This is a genomic window from Bacillus cereus group sp. BfR-BA-01430, from assembly GCF_022663115.1.
Lineage (GTDB): Bacteria > Bacillota > Bacilli > Bacillales > Bacillaceae_G > Bacillus_A > Bacillus_A cereus_BD.
The window spans coordinates 131,784-148,349 of the sequence record NZ_JAKUEW010000004.1; the positions used below are offsets into that span (position 1 = coordinate 131,784).

A 16,566-nucleotide genomic window follows, 5' to 3' on the forward strand; every position below is an offset into this window, starting at 1 on the left:
TCGTAATTTGTTGGTAAATCGATATTCTATGTCGAATCGCCGATATATTTCAAGTTGCGCCGATATATTTTTAGGAAGAGGAAAAAGAAGTTGCCGTAAAAGCAACTTCTTTTTTTATTTGTTTATAAATAGTTTATTTTTACCTTCTATTCTAGAAGTAAGGAGGCGATTGAGATGAAAGAATCTGTTTTAGAAGTGAGAGATGTGACGAAGAGAGTGAAGGGAAGAACGTTGTTAAGCCATCTGTCTTTTTCCGTTTATAAAAATGAAATTTGTGGCTTTGTTGGACCAAATGGGTCCGGGAAGACGACATTGATTCGGACTATTATGGGATTGATTCGACCAAATGAGGGTGAAGTGTTCATCAATGGTGTGAGTGTACAAAAAAATCGTAAGGAAGCCCTTCAATATGTCGGTGCAATTGTTGAAGCACCTATTTTCTTTCCTTATATGTCAGGAAGAAAAAATTTACGGAATTTAGGCAGGATTACGCTGAATGCTGGAGGAGAGAACTTAGAGAACAAGATTCAGCAAGTGTTACAAATTGTCGGCTTAGAAAATCGCGCTGATGATAAGGTTGGTACATATTCACTTGGAATGAAACAACGGTTAGGAATTGCTCAAGCGTTGCTGGGAGATCCAGACTTTATTATTTTAGATGAACCTTCTAATGGACTAGATCCAGTGGGGATTCAGCAACTTCGAAAAATTATTCTCGGTTTACAGCGTAAGAAAGGGATTACATTCTTTATTTCGAGTCATTTTATTCGCGAACTCGAGCTTATGTGTGATTCATGGGTCATGATTCGAGAAGGGACACTCATATGGCGAGGGACGACGGAAGAATTAAAAGGTAATCAAAAAGAGCTAGAGGATATTTTTGTAGAGATGATGAGTTTATGATGAGATTAGTACGCTCTGAATGGGAAAGGCTTTGGGCAAAGAAGGTGACATGGCTTTGTTTTGCGATGATACCATTGATGTTATTTGGAGCTGTGAAGTATTCCGTGGCGCATAATCAATCGATCACAAAAACAGCTGCAGATTATACATATGCCAATACATTCCCCTATATGGGACTTGCAGAAATGATTGTGAGTGTATTTAACCTTATTTTGCTCGTGACGATGGCTCTTATGATTTCTAATGAATATTACAGTGGACAAATGAGAATGGTATTGCAGCGTATTTATACGTATCGGCAAATTTTATTTGGAAAAATGGTGGTAATGCTTATAATGATGGCTTTGTTTTTCCTCGTATATTTCATTTGTAGTTATGGAATTGGGTATTTATGTTTTGAATTTAATCCGAATGTTTTTCTTTTTTATTATGAGCAGCCAACTAATAGTGGAACCGAAATTTTTTTATATACGCTGAAGTATTACGTTATAGCGTACATCATGATAGTTTGCGTCAGTAGTATTTTCATGGCGATAACAGTACTTAGTAAGTCTACAACAAGTGCCATCGCGCTTGGAATGGGATTCATTCTCCTTTCTTTAATTGTTCCAGAAGTCGTACGAAATTTTGTATCAGATCATCAAATACTATATGTACAATCTTCATCAGTTATATATTTACAGGCACGAGGAATTGCTTTAGCACTTACAGGAAATGTGGAGTTTATTTCTTTATATTCCTTTGTATTAACGATTTATATGGTTATTTCAAATTTGATTACGTTTTTTATATTGGGAAAGAAAGATCATTTTGTGTGAGGTGAGTAGAATGAAACAATTAATAATAAGTGAATTTGAACGGATTTTTGCTCGGAAAAAGACAAAGGTTATATTATTTATTTTTATATTGTTTCTTATAGGCGATGCAATTTTTCTTGCCTATGTACAATTAGCAATTTATAGCCATAACGGTTCGGGAACACCGTTAAGCCAGTTGAATTTTCAAGTTGTACTAGCAAAAGAAATGTATCCTATATTAGCTTTATTAATATTTCCAATTTTATTTGTTGATAGTTTTAATGGTGAGCGTTCTTCAGGTGCTTATCGCCTCGTTTGTATAAGGTCGATCGAGAGAGTGAAATTACTTTGTGGGAAGTGGCTAACGCAGTTTATAGTTGCCTCGATATTTTTACTTCTTACTTTTATTACTGGATATGTATATGGGAGATTGTATATTCCATCAGCTGAGTATACGACGTTTTTACATCAAGATATAAAATATAACGCTATGGAATCTTTTTTATATACATTGAAATATTATGGAATATTGCTTTTTATTACTGCAACTATTTTACTATTGGCAAGTTTTATTAGCTTATGGATGCCAAATGTAGTTCTTTCTTATTTTGGAACAATCGGGATCCTATTTGGAGTTTTATATGTTCACCATATATTTTCGTATTTTATATTAGCAGGTCAAGAAGCGATTCGTATTTTAAGTAATGGAGATTCCACATTCTACCTTTTGAATGGTACAATTTTCGTAGTTTGTATGTTATTTAGTGTTATAACGTGGCGGGCAAAGGATTTGTGTGAGTAAAGGGGAGAATGACCATGGCAGAGACCATTTTAGTGGTTGATGATGAGGAAGATATTTTAACATTTATGGCAGATAGTCTTGCTATGGAAGGATACCATGTGCGAACGGCTTTAAATGGACAGGAAGCGCTACGTCAATTAGATGATGATATAAGTTTAGTTTTACTGGATGTAATGCTTCCTGATATGAACGGATTTGAAGTATGTGAAAAGATTAGAAAAAGCCAAGGGTGTCCCATTTTATTTGTAAGTGCTGATAATAGGGAGCAATCGCGAATTGAGGGATTAATGATTGGTGGAGATGATTATATTAGCAAACCGTTTAGTTTGAAAGAGCTGAAGGCAAGAATCATCGCTAATTTACGTCGTACAATCAATAGGAAAGAAAATAAACAAGTCTTAAAATATGGGAAAATTTTCATTGATTTACAAAGCTATGAGGTGAGGAGCGGAGAGCAGATCATCCATTTTACGAAGAAAGAGTTTGAAATTGTAAAAATACTAGCGCTTCATGCAGGGCAAGTATTAACAAAAGAACAGTTATTTGAAAAAATTTGGGGCTATGATAGTGAAAGTGATGTATCTACTGTTGTCGAGCATATGAAAAAAATTCGGACGAAGATTAGCGTGTATGATAAGGAATATACGTATATTCAAACCGTCTGGGGAATTGGGTATAAGTGGAGTGTACAAAGATGATCGAGCAGCTGCGTATTAAAAAACAATTGGTGGTAGGTTTCTTAATCATTTTAATTGGAAGTTTACTACTTACTATTTTAACAGCGATAGGTGGCTGGTATTGGTTAATGACTGGCGATTCAGAGAAAGTATTGCCAGCTAATCATTACCAAAATCAAATACCTACTATTGAAAAGTATATTAAGGAAAAAGAAGATCTTTTATTAGATGAAAACGAGAGGAAGCAGCTAGAAAAGTTAATTCCTTTGAAGGGAATTCAATATCAAGTTGTAAATAAGAAAGGTGAAATTCTTTACGGTACATATACAAAAGAGATTATAACAGAGCAAAATCCAATTTTAAAAGTAATAAATACAAATATTCATGAAGAAAATGATGTTATTATAAAGTATATTCCGTTAGTCGATAAAGAGGGGAATTTGCAAGGAGCGATTGGGTTACATTATCGTTTAGTTAGTTCGCCAACTTCTCTTACTAATGGAATAATAGTGCTTTTATTTTTAAGTTCTCCGTTTATGTACATTACTATTTTGTCCTATGTTGTTTCAAGCCGAATGGGTAAAAGAATTAGGAAACCGCTTGTTGAATTATCGGAGGCTTCCAAGAGAATTCAAAAGCATGATTTAGATTTTCATTTAGAATATAATGCGAAAAATGAAATTGGTGAATTGGTTCATTCATTTGAAAACATGCGCGCTGCATTAGCGAATAGTTTATCACATCAATGGGAGTTAGAAGAAGAAAGAAGAGAATATATTAGAGCGATTTCCCATGATTTAAAAACACCGTTAACCATTATTAGTGGACATATAGAAGGCTTGCAAAGCGGCCTTTGGAAAAATGAGGAGCTACTACAGCGTTATTTGCAAACAATTGAGCGAAATGCGAATCGAATGGCAAAACTTATTGGAGAGTTCAATACGGTCAATGAGCTGGAAAGTTTTTCGTTTCAATTATGTTTAAGTGAAGTACATGTAGAGAGCTTCTTTCATAAAAAGATAGAAGAGTATGAGTATATTGCTAGGAAGAAAAAGATAGAATGGGAAGTTATGTTTGAACAAGCGAAAGATATAAAGACACTTGCATTTGATCGAGAGAGAATCAGTCAAGTGATGGATAATCTTGTAATGAACGCAGTTCGGTTTACACCAGAAGAAGGAAAGATAGTATTAAAAGTAAGTATACAGCACGATGTACTTGAATTTCATGTATATGATTCTGGGCTTGGTTTTCAATCAAGGAATGTACAAAAAATTTTCCGGCGTTTTTATCAGGAGGATAAATCGAGATCAAGCAGTAAGGATCATTCTGGACTTGGATTATATATTGCGAAGATGATTGTAGAGAAACATGGTGGAGAAATATATGCAGAAAATAGCGATATATGTGGTGGGGCACATGTTTGGTTTCGCATTTTTAAGTAAGGGATATAGGGTGTTTTATTTGTCGTAATTTGTTGGGAAATCGATATTCTATGTCGAATCGCCGATATATTTCAAGTTGCGCCGATATATTTTTAGGAAGAGGGAAAAAACAAAAAGCTGGAAGAGGAATCTTCCAGCTTAAGAATTGCTCTCGATTCCTTCAGGAGGGTCTTGTAATAGGTTAAACACATCTGCTAAACAAAATGCGATAAACCAAGTCCAAAGACCGTGGAAGAAAGCAGAGCTTAATTGAAGTGGTAATGTATAGTTTGTCATGGAGTAGGAGATACAGCCCCCTACAATTCCAATCATTGTTAGTAGCATTGTTTTTTGGGCGTTTTCTTCTGGATTGAAGAGGAAGTAAATATATCCGCCTAATATTGCAGCGCTTACAAGCGATTCTATTCCATTAAAAATGATATGTTCTCCAAGCTGAATATTTGTCCAAAAGCAAATGGCAGCGCCGATCATCGCAAACAAGACAGCTATTGTATATCGTATATATTGATTCATATATTCATCTCCTTATGTAATAAGATGATTTGGAAGTCAACAAGGTAGGTATAATAGAAAGAAGTTCTTTTCAAAAAAGAATAATGAAGAATAACTAAGATGATTCGATAAGGTGTGTAAATAATAGTTATTTTGCAAAGTTGTATTTGAAATATACCCGACTTCTCGTTTCGTTTTGCTTATAAAAGTAAGAGAAACTCCCAAGTCTATACATTCTTTTTGTAAATCTTGCTCACTATATTATAACATATTTTCGCTTATAATAATAGAATTATCTGATTTTACGATAAGTGAAAATAAAATAAAACCGCAAGGAAAGTAAATTCCTTGCGGTTTCTTATATGCGCTTGAAACGGCCAACGATTTCGACAGTTTCAGTAATATTCATAAATGCATGATTGTCTACGTGACGAATAATGCGTTTGATTTCTCCTAACTCATAGCGAGTTACGACAGTGTAAATGATTTTCTTCTTATGGTTGGTATAGCCGCCGACAGCGTCTACCATTGTTACACCACGGATGCCATGATGCAGTAGTGAGCTTTTGATTTCTTCGCCTTTTTCTGTAATTGTCATAATTGTTAATTTGATATGTTTCGTATGCACAGCATCAATTACTTTGCTGACAACAAAACGGCTAATCAACGTATACAATGTAATATCCCAACCGAAAATAAAGCCAGCAACAACAAGTAGAACGAGGTTGAACACGAAAATGATAGCTCCAATTGAGATGTCTTTATATTTCGCTACAATCAACCCAACAATATCAAATCCACCAGTTGAAGAAGCGAATCGGAAAATAATTCCCGTTGCAGCTCCGCAGAGGACTCCGCCAAATACAGAAGAAAGCAAAATATCTTCTGATACTTGATGCACTGGGATAATGTTCATAGCGATCGACGATACTGCTACGAAATAAGCTGTTAAAAAGGTTGTTTTCTTACCTAAGTAAAAATGACTTAAAATAAGAAGTGGGACATTGAGTAGAAAGATAAGTGCACCAATATTGTAGTGCATTAAATAACCAATAATCATCCCTACTCCAGCAAATCCACCGCTGATCATATTGTGTGGGATAAAAAACATATTCATCGAAATTGCATACAAGATAGAAGCTACAAAAATAACAATCAATTGTATGATAAATTCTAAGTGAAATGTTTTAGCCGCTGGGAAGGATAAAAAGGCGGTATCGGGAACGTAATCGGCGTCTCCTAATTGACCCATAGTATGTTTCATCTCCATATTCATTTTTGATTACAAGAAGAGAATAAAGCTTTTTTCAGAAACTGGCAACCGTTTTAGTATAATACAAAAATTTTATAAATTTCTAAAAAAACAACCTATTCAATCACATGTGTGAATATACTAAAGAAAGCGAATACAATGATGTTTTAGACTATTTTTGTGAGGGAATATACAAAACTTGTTTTGAAATTATAAGGAAATAGAGAATATTTGTTGAATGTGCTAAAATGACGTTACTAAGGATGTGAAGCGATGGACTTTTTATTGCAAGATATTGCTTTATATATATCTGTTGTAACGACAGCATTATGTTTATTAGAAGTTTTTCTCCTCACTAATATTTCTCGTTTTGTACGTCAACAAGCATCGAGCAGTAGACAAAGGACTTTTGCATTTGTTGATACATGTGAGGAGAGTATAGATCATTTTCTGTTTTTTTCTATTTTTTATAAATACGGAATGGTTCATTCTGTTCGTAGACAGGAATCAAGCGATGAGAGTGATGAAGCTGGTCCGTATACACCAATGTTTCGCTAATTCATTACGAAACATTGGAGGAATGAACATGTTAAAATCATATCGAGCTGTGCTCATTCGTTTATCATTGTTACTTGTTTTTGTTTTATCTGGTTGCAGTCATGCAAGTCCTATTGATGCAAACAGTACTGGAATTTGGGATCACTATTTTGTTTATCCCATTTCACTTATGCTTCAATTTGCCCATAATCATATAGCTGGCGGGAGTTTTGGGATTGCGATTATTCTTATTACGCTTTTGGTTCGCTTCGCAATGATTCCATTAGCTATTTCGCAATATCGCAGTCAAATGAAAATGAAACAAATGCAACCTAAGCTTCAAAAGTTGAAGGACAAATATGGTGATGTAAGCAAGGATATTGAAAAACAAAAAGAGTATCAAAAAGAAATGTCAGAACTAATGAAATCAGGCGGTTGGAAGCCACTAGCTGGGTGCTGGCCACTCTTGATTCAATTGCCTATTTTTTCGGCGCTATATTATGCGATTAGCCGCACAGAAGAGATTCGTACCTCTTCGTTTTTATGGGTCAATTTAGGACATGCAGATCCGTACTATATATTACCGATTCTTGCAGCGTTCACAACGTTTGTTCAAATGAAGGTGATGCAATCCAGTGTGACACCTAAAGACCAAGTTCAAATGCTCAAAATTCAGCAGTTTATGATGCCGGCATTGATCTTATTTATGGGATTTGCTGCACCATCAGGGCTTGTGTTGTACTGGGTTACTGGGAATACCTTTACAATGATGCAAACAATGATATTAAGAAAATTCATAGAACGTGAACAAGGCCAACTACAAAGCGCCTAGAGGAAAACGCCGCTCTAATTGAGAGCGGCGTTTTTGTATTGTACAGCTAGTATCTCTCTATGGCAATGAAATAGAAAGTATAGGAGAAAGTGCTTAAAAATGAATGGCATTGATTTGTTGAAATTGTTTTTTTGTTCACATCGGCCTCTATAATCGAGATATTTACTATGTAGTAATACAAGGAATAGATAACATACTGTTTTATGGAGATTCGAAAAATAGGATAGCTTTTGTTATACTATAAGAAGAGATATTTTTATATATTATATCAGTAATATTATTGATTTTTTTGAAAAATCCAATATAATGAACAGTAACTACAAAATTCGACATCAAGAAGTGATGATGAGGATATGGTTTATTTTTTACGATTCTCAGAGAGGGAGGCCTTAGGCTGTAAGCTTCCTAATACGAAAGAATGAATTACCACCTCTGAGCTGCAGCAGTGAATCCATGAGTAATTGCTTGCCGGTGAAAGCCGTTATGGAAACTTGAGAAGTTGGTGAAGTGTATCGCTTTGCTAATTAAACAAGGGTGGAACCACGAATAAAACACTCGTCCCTTTTTGAGGGAGGGGTGTTTTTTATTTCATTTTGCATCACACTAGAATTGGAAGGAGGATACATAATATGCATCATGAGGAGAAGAACAAAATTGGATTAACGGTGGCGTTATCCATCGTTGTTGGAACAATTATTGGTTCTGGTGTATTTATGAAACCAGGGAGTGTATTGGATTATTCCGGTAGTTCCAATATGGCGATTGCTGCTTGGGTCATTGGAGGTTTATTAACTTTAGCTAGTGGTTTAACGGTAGCTGAAATTGGAGCGCAAATTCCGAAAAATGGTGGATTGTATACATATTTAGAAGAAATTTATGGGAGTTTCTTAGGGTATTTATCGGGATGGATGCAAACAATTGTATATGGACCAGCTATTATTGGAACGTTAGGTTTGTACTTTAGTTCTTTAATCATTAACTTCTTTTATTTAGATACATCGTGGAATTTACCAATTGCAATTGGTACAGTCATATTCCTTGGCGCTGTAAATAGTGTTGGAACAAAGTATGGAGGCATTGTTCAAACGGTTACAACAGTGGGGAAACTGATTCCCGTCGTATTAATTGTTTTGTTAGGTTTTTGGAAAGGGAATAGTGATATTTTTAATGTAGTTGTGCCATTATCGGAAAATCAAAGTATTGGTATGGCGATTTTAGCAACTTTATTTGCTTATGATGGATGGATCTTGCTTGCTTCTATTGGCGGTGAAATGAAGAATCCAACAAAGTTATTACCAAAGGCGATGACGTTAGGGATATTAATTGTAACATTTGCTTATGTATTAATTAATTTGGCTTTATTAAAAGTATTGCCAGCTATGGAAATTGTAAATCTTGGTGAGAACGCGACTGCAACAGCTGCTGGGATGTTGTTAGGAGAATATGGCGGAAAAATTATTAGTATCGGTATTATTGTTTCCATTTTTGGATGTTTGAACGGAAAGATTTTAACATTTCCGCGTATTCCAATGTCCATGGCTGAACGTGGACAGCTTCCGTTTTCGAAATTTATCGCGAAAGAAAATGAAAAGTTTAAAACACCAGCTAATGCAATTACGTTTGAAATTATTTTAGGGATTATTTTAATGATTATAAGTGATCCAAATAAATTATCGGAGATTTCCGTATTTATTATTTATATTTTTTATGTGATGACATTTATTGGAGTTTTTATTTTACGAAAACGTAATGAAGGAAAAGAACGTGCTTATAGTGTACCGTTATTTCCAATTGTACCGATTGTTGCTATTTTCGGGTCGTTATTTGTAATTGGCAGTGCGATTATGAATGATCCTATAAGTTGTTGTTTGTCAATTGTAATCGTCGTGACAGGACTTCCTGTTTATTGGTATTTAAATAAGAAAAAAGAAATATAATCTTACAGAAGCAAGTGAAGGAATCGCTTGCTTCTTTTTTGTGAAAAATTTTCTCTTAAAAGATAAGGAATCTTCTCTTGCTTGCTTCTTTTATTTTGGTTACTATTATTGTGGTAACCTTATAGGAGACGAAAGAAAGTGAGGGGGAAAATTGAATTTTCGAGTATATATTTTAGCGATTGCAGCATTTGTAGTCGGAACGGTTGAATTAATAATTGGAGGAACACTCGACTTAGTTGCGAATGATTTAGGTGTTTCCATTCGTGCAGCAGGGCAACTGATTACTATTTTTTCTATTGTCTTTGCTCTTTCAGGACCTTTGTTATTAGCGATGACGGGGAAGATTGAGCGAAAAACACTATACATCGGGTCATTATCTATTTTCTTAATTGGGAATCTTATTTCATCTTTAAGTATAAATTATGGAATGTTAATGTTTTCAAGGGTCATTTGTGCGGCAAGTGGATCACTGATTATTGCATTATCTGTCACATTAGCATCGAGTGTAGTAGAACCACATTTTCGTGCGCGAGCAATTGGAATCATTTTCATGGGGATTAGCGGATCGCTCGTTCTCGGCGTACCATTAGGTCTTGTTCTCGGAAATGCATATGGTTGGAGAGCACCCTTTGTATTGATTTCAGTGCTAACAGTTATTGCAATTGTAAGCATTTCTCTGTTCTTAACAAAAGTTCCTCCAGTAGCTGTTTTATCTATAAAAGAGCAAATTGCTACCTTGAAAAACAAAAAAATTGTAAGTGCACAGTTAACGTCATTCCTATTTTTAACAGGACATTTAACACTGTATGCATATTTAACACCGTTTTTAAAAGATATTATGCATGTTGAAGCAAACTGGATTAGTTTGTTTTACTTTATTTTTGGTATTGCAGCAGTTATTGGTGGTGGATTTGGCGGCTGGCTTGCAGATAAGTGGGGATCAAAGAAAAGTATCATTTCTATTATTATCGTCTTTGCATGTGCTCTCTTTATCTTACCGATGATGGCCTTCTCTTTCCCGCTATTTATTACGGTAATGGGACTATGGAGTATGTTAAGCTGGGCAATTTCTCCAGCTCAGCAAAGTTATTTAATTGAAATTGCACCACAATCAGCTGGTATCCAGCAAAGTTTAAATAATTCAGCACTTCATTTAGGGATTGCGCTCGGTTCAACAGTAGGTGGCATTGTTATTGAAAAGTCATCTGTTATGTATAACGCTTGGGTGGGCGGCGGATTTATCATCTTAGCATTGCTATGTGCAATCTTCTCAATTACGAGAGACCAATCTACTCATGTAGCTAAAAAGGAATCTATCGTGTGATAGATTCTTTTTTATTTTGGAAGAAATAGAGGTTTTACTACGGTGTTATAGAAGGGTATTCATTATTGAGGTGATAAAATATGGATGATTCCATTATTGGTTTTTTCTTCACGGTATTCCCGTTATTTATCGCTATATTTGTATTTAGATGGATTCGTTTTCTTTATCATAATTCGGAGAAGCAAGTTGAGCAAAATGAAAGAATTATTGCGTTGTTAAATGAAATAAAGAGGCAGAATGAGAAATAGCAAAGGGAGCCTAGCCTTTGCTATTTCTCATTTGATCGTTTATATCATCGCATAGAGTAGCTTTGTAATGAATAAGCGGATTTAGAAGAAAATTTAATTTCATTGTAAGTGACGTAAAAAAGTTTCAATAAGAGAAGGGATGGAGTTAACAGTAACAACTTTCTTTCGTTATATAAGAATATTGATATATTGATAATTAAGATGTAAAATATTTCAATATATTAGCGAAAGAAGGGGAAATAGATGAAAAAACTATTTGTTTTATTACCAATGTTTTTAATGTTAACGGTGGGCTATCATACAGCAATTTATGCTGCAAAGAATCCAGAGGACAAAAATTGCGGTCATTTTAAAAATAAACAGGAAGTAATGGAATTTTGGCAGAGTCGTGGATATAATACAAATCACGATCCGCACGGTTTAGACAAAGACCATGATGGATTACCGTGTGAAGTGAAAAAAGGAGAATATGATCAATTTTTAGCTAGTAAAAAAGAATCTGAGAAGAATGGAGATAAACAAGAAGAAGCTAAGCAGAACCTTATTCATAAGGAAGACAAGCAAAAAAATATACAGCAGGAACAAAGGGAAGTGACAAAAGAAACAACTAAGAGGGAAGACAGAATGCAACAGGGGGAACAATTGCCAAATACAGCTTCAAATAGTTTTACAATCATGTTAGTAAGTGCTGTAATTGTACTGATAGGATTTGTACTAATGCTACGTCGTAAGCCAACTAATGAATAAGAGACAATGGCCTTAAAACGGCAGGAAGAGTTCTGCTGTTTTAATGGGGGGATAGTATGTGAATAAAGGGCAGTGGTTTGGTTTATGTTTAATCGTTATAGGATTAAGTACAGGTTCTTTCTGTTTTATAGAGTGGTATAGCGCCAAGAATTCTGCTCATTCTTTAACGGAATATGAGGTAAAACAGTATAAAGAGTTTGAACATATACCGAGGCAGCAAAATTTGGAAAAAACGTTACTCAAAATACAGACGGAACAAGTTTCTTCTTCACAATCTCAGCACCAATTTGGAGAAAAAATAGCACAATTAATCGTTCCTAAACTAAAAAAGAAATATTCTATATACTGGGGAACAGATGAAAAAGTGTTAAAAAAAGGTGTGGGAATGTTTGTGAGTGATCTTACAACGACACCATCTGGAAAGGGTCATACTGTTTTGAGTGGACATCGAGATACTGTGTTTATTGAGATTGGTAAATTGAAAGAAAATGATACTTTAATTTTAAAATATGATAAAAAAACATATACGTATCAAATTAGCAGACATTGGATTACAAGAGCTGAAGATCGGACGGTAGTAGTACCAAAAAATCGCCCAACTTTAACATTAACAACTTGTTATCCATTTGAATATATTGGTAATGCTCCGGATAGATATATCATTGAAGCAAACTTATTATCTATTATTTAAAAAGATAAGGATATTTTCATTTTCTTATAATGAAGAAAGGAATGCTTTATTATATGTACAAGCATTCCTTTTCATATGTTTAATACCTCAACTTCATTAAAATGCTTCGAATTTCCTCATCATTCATAAAGAGTTCATGATGTTTTTGGGTAATTTTAGCGAGTGCCACATCATGATAGAAAAATTCAGTAAAGAATTTTACAAATGGCTGAGACATTGTTTTCATTGCTTGCCAAGATTCTTGTTCGACACCAGCAAATAAAATTTCATGATCATCAACGATAAGGAGTAAATAACGTTCTAATGCATTTGGCTCTTCTGTTGGGATGAGAAAATGAATGTTCTTTAGTTCTGTTTCAGCTTTTCCTACTATAAGGCCTTCAATCTCAACACCTTGTTGCGCCTTCTGCTCCAGTAATGGAAGATATTCTAAGAAGGTGTCATTCCAAGCAGAAATACGGATAGATTTTTTTGCATCTTCAATTATCTGTTTACTTTGCACTTGAATAGAAGACTGCATTTTTAAGCTCCAAACACGGTCATCTATAAATGATTTTTTTGAAATATTTGTTTCAAGCTCTTTAATATTCGTTTGGAATTCTGCTGTTAGTTTTTCAATCGCGAGCTTGAGTGGTAATGCTGTATATAGCTTTTTCTTTTCTGAAACGGAATCCATTACCATTCCTTTATCGATTAGGCGTGCTAATATTTCATATATCTTTGCTTTTGGAACACCGGAATGTTTGACAATTGTTGTTGCATCTAATGGTTCATTGCTTGAGACTACGACTTCATAAGCTTGACTTTCATATTGTGAGAAACCAAATTTTTGTAACATAATGCCTCCCGAACAAATTAGATTCTATATTAAGAATAAAGAACGATTTGTATTTAGACAAGTACTCTTAAACAATCTCTTCTAGAGGGTATAGTGAAATATATACAAATAAGTATAAATTTTTGAAATGATATAGATTGAGGTTTTCTCATTATCTATTATACTTAATATATCGATTGATATAATTGAATTTCATCGAGAAGGGGATGTTTCAAAGGAATGTGGAGAAGTTTACGTTTGAAAATTACAGTCGTGTTTTCAGTGCTTATTACGATGCTGTTTGCAATTTTAGGGACAACTGTATATCAATTACAGCAAGAGAGCGCGCAAGATACACTCAATCAATATTCTCAAAATACAATGGATCTTGTCACTGAGCAACTTCATACATTTATACAAGGAATTGAAGAAGATATAGGGCATTATGGAACAAATAGCTTAGTGCAAGGAGCGTTGCAAAGTGGTCTAACTCCAGAAAGTGAGGATGCTATCTTAAAAGAGTTTTTACAATTCAAAAAGAATCATCCAGATATTTTAGATTTATATATTGGGACGAAAGATAAGAGAACGTTAAGCGCAAATCTTGCTGGGGGAGGAACATTACCAGAGGGATATGATCCAACTTCTAGACCATGGTACAAAAATGCTGAAGCAGATACGAAATCAATTCATTGGGGGCAGCCCTTATATGAGATTGCAACAGGTAAATTAAGTATTGGGGTTTCAAAAGCGATTATTGGTGAGGATGGTTCTGTATTAGGGGTTGTAGCGATGGATGTATCGCTGGGAACGATTCAAAAATTACTACACAATATTCAATATAATTATGCTGGGGAAATGTTCATCATTAACGATAAAAACATTGCGCTTGTATATCCAAAAAAAGTAGGAAAAGATGTTTCAAAAGAGCCGCTTATCCAAAGTTTGAAAAAAGATACAACGAAATTTGCTGAATCTCAATTAGAAGGAAACGAGATAGTAGCTTATAGCCAATCATTTGATAAGATGAAATGGAAAATAGGAATCGTCTATCCTAAAGAAACAATTAATCAGGTATTATCTGAAACACGTAATACAGTAATTGGGATGACATGTATGAGTTTATTGGTTGCGATTACTGTATCTTTTTTATTCGCAAGAAAATTAGCAAGACCTTTGCAGTTATTAACAAAGCATGTCCAACGAGTAGCTGAAGGTGATTTAACATTGAAAATGGAAGTGATGAGTAAAGATGAGGTAGGAACGCTTACCACTCATTTTAATCGTATGGTTGAGCAGATGAATGAAATGGTAAGTAGCATTAAACATAATGTACAGACCGTTCAACAATCTACGCATCATCTTCGTTATTTAACGAATGAAACTGTTGCTGCAAGTAAAGAAGTTTCCGGGGCGATGGAAGATGTAACAGGCGGAGCATCAACACTCGCAAATGGTGTAGAGGAAGTTTCCACTCAACTTGGAAATATGACTGATTCGGTGGAACAAATGATTGAATCAGTAGAAGCGATTAAGGAAGTGACAAATAAGGCAGAACAAGCATCTAAACAAGGACTTGATACGATGCATCATTTAGTTCACGCAAGAGGACAATCATCATCTATTGTGGGTGGTACAGAAGAAGCCTCTTGTAAACTAGAGCGGAGAGTACAATCTATTCAAAATGTAGTAGAAATCATTAAAGAAATTTCGGATCAAACAAATTTACTTGCTTTAAATGCATCGATTGAAGCGGCGAGAGCAGGCGAACAAGGAAAAGGATTTGCAGTAGTCGCAGAAGAGGTGAGAAAGTTAGCGGAACAATCAAAAGGAGCAACAGAGGAAATCGCTATGATGATAAGAGATGTCCAGTTAGAAGTTGCGCGTGTTGTAGAAGTTGTAAGTAAATTGAAAGACATTGCAGATATACAAAATAAAGTTACAGAAGAAGCAGAAACAGAGTTCCGTATCATTATGTCCGTAGTAGATACGATTATTACTTCGGTTGAAAAAATCGTTAAGGAGGTAAAAAATATAGGGGATGAGCAAGAAGAAATTACAGAAGTTATGCAAACAATTGCAGGGACAAGTCAAGAAAGTGCCGCAGTTTCTGAGGAGGTAAATGCATCTACTGAATCGCAAGTGGCTCATTTAGAAAAAGTATCCGATACGATGCGAATGTTAGGCGAGGAAATGAAAGGTTTAGAAAAATTAGTAACACAGTTTAAAGTAGAAGAATAAGCGAAAGATTAGTAAATAAAGATATATTTCGGTACAATAAAAAAATGTAAATATATATTTTATTAGGAGGAAAATGATCATGGCAATTGTTGATGTATCCATCATTCCAGTTGGAACAGGGGATCCAAGTGTAAGTGAATACGTAGCAGAAGTACAGAAAGTATTAGCGAAAAATGCAGATCGCGTGAAGTATCAATTGACACCAATGAATACAGTAATTGAAGGAGATCTTCCTGTCCTTTTAGAAGTCATTCAACAAATGCATGAAGTGCCATATACGAAAGGTGCACAGCGTGTTGCAACAACAATTCGTATTGATGACCGTCGCGATAAAGAAAGTACAATGGAGAAGAAATTAAACTCTGTTCGATCAAAATTATAGAAAAAAGTAGCGGGTTTCGCTACTTTTTTTATATGTAGGGAAGATTAAGCACAAAGAGAAGAGTTTAAAGTATGAGAAGGAGGAAAAGAGATGAACGAGAAGTTTAATGAGCAATTTGATGGCTTACTTGAAAAGTATACAGAATTACTGCTGGGGGAAAGGAGCGAAGAGAGAAAAGAACAAGTGAAAAAATGGGCACTGTACTCATACATTGCTAAAACAATGCCGGCTCTAGTGAAGCATTGGAATGAAACGTATCCAGAGGCAAGAGAAGAGATGGTAACATTAATTGCTGATATTAAGAAGGTAAATGAAGAACATCGTAGTCAAAAGTAATGAAGACCACTCATAGGATGGTTTTTATGATAAATTTGATATAAAAGATAAAGAAAAGAGGGAACAAACTTATGGACCTAAGGATAGTTTTACAGTCGTTCAAGCT

General features: G+C 34.8%; 18 protein-coding genes and 1 other annotated feature. Of the genes, 15 read left to right on the forward strand and 3 right to left on the reverse strand.

The window, feature by feature from the left end; genetic code table 11:
* Positions 1 to 174: 174 nt before the first annotated feature.
* From MR058_RS10520 to MR058_RS10540, 5 genes are read left to right on the forward strand one after another with little or no spacing between them, the layout of a single operon-like run.
* Complete coding sequence (locus tag MR058_RS10520; RefSeq protein ID WP_242143980.1) at positions 175 to 903, forward strand: ABC transporter ATP-binding protein; 729 nt, start codon at positions 175 to 177, stop codon at positions 901 to 903.
* Entirely contained in the window at positions 900 to 1,721 is an 822-nt protein-coding gene (locus MR058_RS10525; RefSeq protein WP_242143981.1) for an ABC transporter permease, read from the forward strand. The genes MR058_RS10520 and MR058_RS10525 overlap by 4 nt, the downstream gene beginning before the upstream one ends.
* Before the next feature lie 10 nt (positions 1,722 to 1,731).
* Positions 1,732 to 2,502, forward strand: coding sequence for an ABC transporter permease (locus MR058_RS10530; protein WP_242143982.1), 771 nt, complete (start codon positions 1,732 to 1,734; stop codon positions 2,500 to 2,502).
* Positions 2,503 to 2,516: 14 nt separating this feature from the next.
* Positions 2,517 to 3,200 carry a response regulator transcription factor gene (locus tag MR058_RS10535; protein ID WP_242143983.1) on the forward strand — a complete coding sequence of 228 codons (684 nt, stop codon included), beginning with the start codon at positions 2,517 to 2,519 and terminating at the stop codon, positions 3,198 to 3,200.
* Positions 3,197 to 4,624, forward strand: a complete 1,428-nt coding sequence (locus MR058_RS10540; RefSeq protein WP_242143984.1) for a sensor histidine kinase — start codon at positions 3,197 to 3,199, stop codon at positions 4,622 to 4,624. The genes MR058_RS10535 and MR058_RS10540 overlap by 4 nt, the downstream gene beginning before the upstream one ends.
* 138 nt (positions 4,625 to 4,762) lie before the next feature.
* On the opposite strand, the gene MR058_RS10545 is transcribed toward MR058_RS10540, so the two are convergent.
* Both MR058_RS10545 and MR058_RS10550 read right to left on the reverse strand, forming a co-directional pair.
* Positions 4,763 to 5,137, reverse strand: coding sequence for a DUF3938 domain-containing protein (locus tag MR058_RS10545; protein WP_242143985.1), 375 nt, complete (start codon positions 5,135 to 5,137; stop codon positions 4,763 to 4,765).
* A 337-nt stretch (positions 5,138 to 5,474) separates the two neighbouring features.
* Positions 5,475 to 6,368 carry a YitT family protein gene (locus MR058_RS10550; RefSeq protein WP_242144091.1) on the reverse strand — a complete coding sequence of 298 codons (894 nt, stop codon included), beginning with the start codon at positions 6,366 to 6,368 and terminating at the stop codon, positions 5,475 to 5,477.
* A 273-nt stretch (positions 6,369 to 6,641) separates the two neighbouring features.
* On the opposite strand from MR058_RS10550, the gene MR058_RS10555 reads away from it, so the two are divergent.
* The 7 genes from MR058_RS10555 (at position 6,642) to MR058_RS10585 (ending at position 12,684) form a co-directional block, all read left to right on the forward strand.
* Positions 6,642 to 6,926: a hypothetical protein gene (locus MR058_RS10555; RefSeq protein ID WP_242143986.1), complete on the forward strand. Its 285-nt coding sequence runs from the start codon at positions 6,642 to 6,644 to the stop codon at positions 6,924 to 6,926.
* A gap of 28 nt (positions 6,927 to 6,954) precedes the next feature.
* A complete protein-coding gene (locus MR058_RS10560) occupies positions 6,955 to 7,737 on the forward strand; it encodes a membrane protein insertase YidC (protein WP_242143987.1) in 783 nt (260 codons plus the stop codon).
* Positions 7,738 to 8,070: 333 nt separating this feature from the next.
* Positions 8,071 to 8,303: a binding site (T-box leader), on the forward strand.
* Positions 8,304 to 8,366: 63 nt separating this feature from the next.
* On the forward strand, positions 8,367 to 9,674 hold the full coding sequence (locus tag MR058_RS10565) for an APC family permease (RefSeq protein WP_242143988.1): 1,308 nt from the start codon (positions 8,367 to 8,369) through the stop codon (positions 9,672 to 9,674).
* Between the two features lie 151 nt (positions 9,675 to 9,825).
* Positions 9,826 to 10,998 carry an MFS transporter gene (locus tag MR058_RS10570; RefSeq protein WP_242143989.1) on the forward strand — a complete coding sequence of 391 codons (1,173 nt, stop codon included), beginning with the start codon at positions 9,826 to 9,828 and terminating at the stop codon, positions 10,996 to 10,998.
* A gap of 80 nt (positions 10,999 to 11,078) precedes the next feature.
* A complete protein-coding gene (locus MR058_RS10575; RefSeq protein WP_242143990.1) occupies positions 11,079 to 11,246 on the forward strand; it encodes a hypothetical protein in 168 nt (55 codons plus the stop codon).
* A 243-nt stretch (positions 11,247 to 11,489) separates the two neighbouring features.
* Complete coding sequence (locus tag MR058_RS10580) at positions 11,490 to 11,993, forward strand: excalibur calcium-binding domain-containing protein (RefSeq protein WP_242143991.1); 504 nt, start codon at positions 11,490 to 11,492, stop codon at positions 11,991 to 11,993.
* Between the two features lie 58 nt (positions 11,994 to 12,051).
* Positions 12,052 to 12,684, forward strand: a complete 633-nt coding sequence (locus tag MR058_RS10585) for a class D sortase (RefSeq protein ID WP_242143992.1) — start codon at positions 12,052 to 12,054, stop codon at positions 12,682 to 12,684.
* A gap of 79 nt (positions 12,685 to 12,763) precedes the next feature.
* Here the strand turns inward: MR058_RS10585 and MR058_RS10590 are convergent, their stop codons facing one another.
* Entirely contained in the window at positions 12,764 to 13,522 is a 759-nt protein-coding gene (locus MR058_RS10590; RefSeq protein ID WP_242143993.1) for a TrmB family transcriptional regulator, read from the reverse strand.
* A 219-nt stretch (positions 13,523 to 13,741) separates the two neighbouring features.
* On the opposite strand from MR058_RS10590, the gene MR058_RS23855 reads away from it, so the two are divergent.
* The 3 genes from MR058_RS23855 (at position 13,742) to MR058_RS10605 (ending at position 16,460) form a co-directional block, all read left to right on the forward strand.
* Entirely contained in the window at positions 13,742 to 15,742 is a 2,001-nt protein-coding gene (locus MR058_RS23855) for a methyl-accepting chemotaxis protein (RefSeq protein ID WP_242143994.1), read from the forward strand.
* Positions 15,743 to 15,821: 79 nt separating this feature from the next.
* Positions 15,822 to 16,124: an MTH1187 family thiamine-binding protein gene (locus tag MR058_RS10600; RefSeq protein WP_242143995.1), complete on the forward strand. Its 303-nt coding sequence runs from the start codon at positions 15,822 to 15,824 to the stop codon at positions 16,122 to 16,124.
* A 90-nt stretch (positions 16,125 to 16,214) separates the two neighbouring features.
* Positions 16,215 to 16,460, forward strand: a complete 246-nt coding sequence (locus MR058_RS10605) for a YusU family protein (RefSeq protein WP_242143996.1) — start codon at positions 16,215 to 16,217, stop codon at positions 16,458 to 16,460.
* Positions 16,461 to 16,566 lie beyond the last annotated feature (106 nt).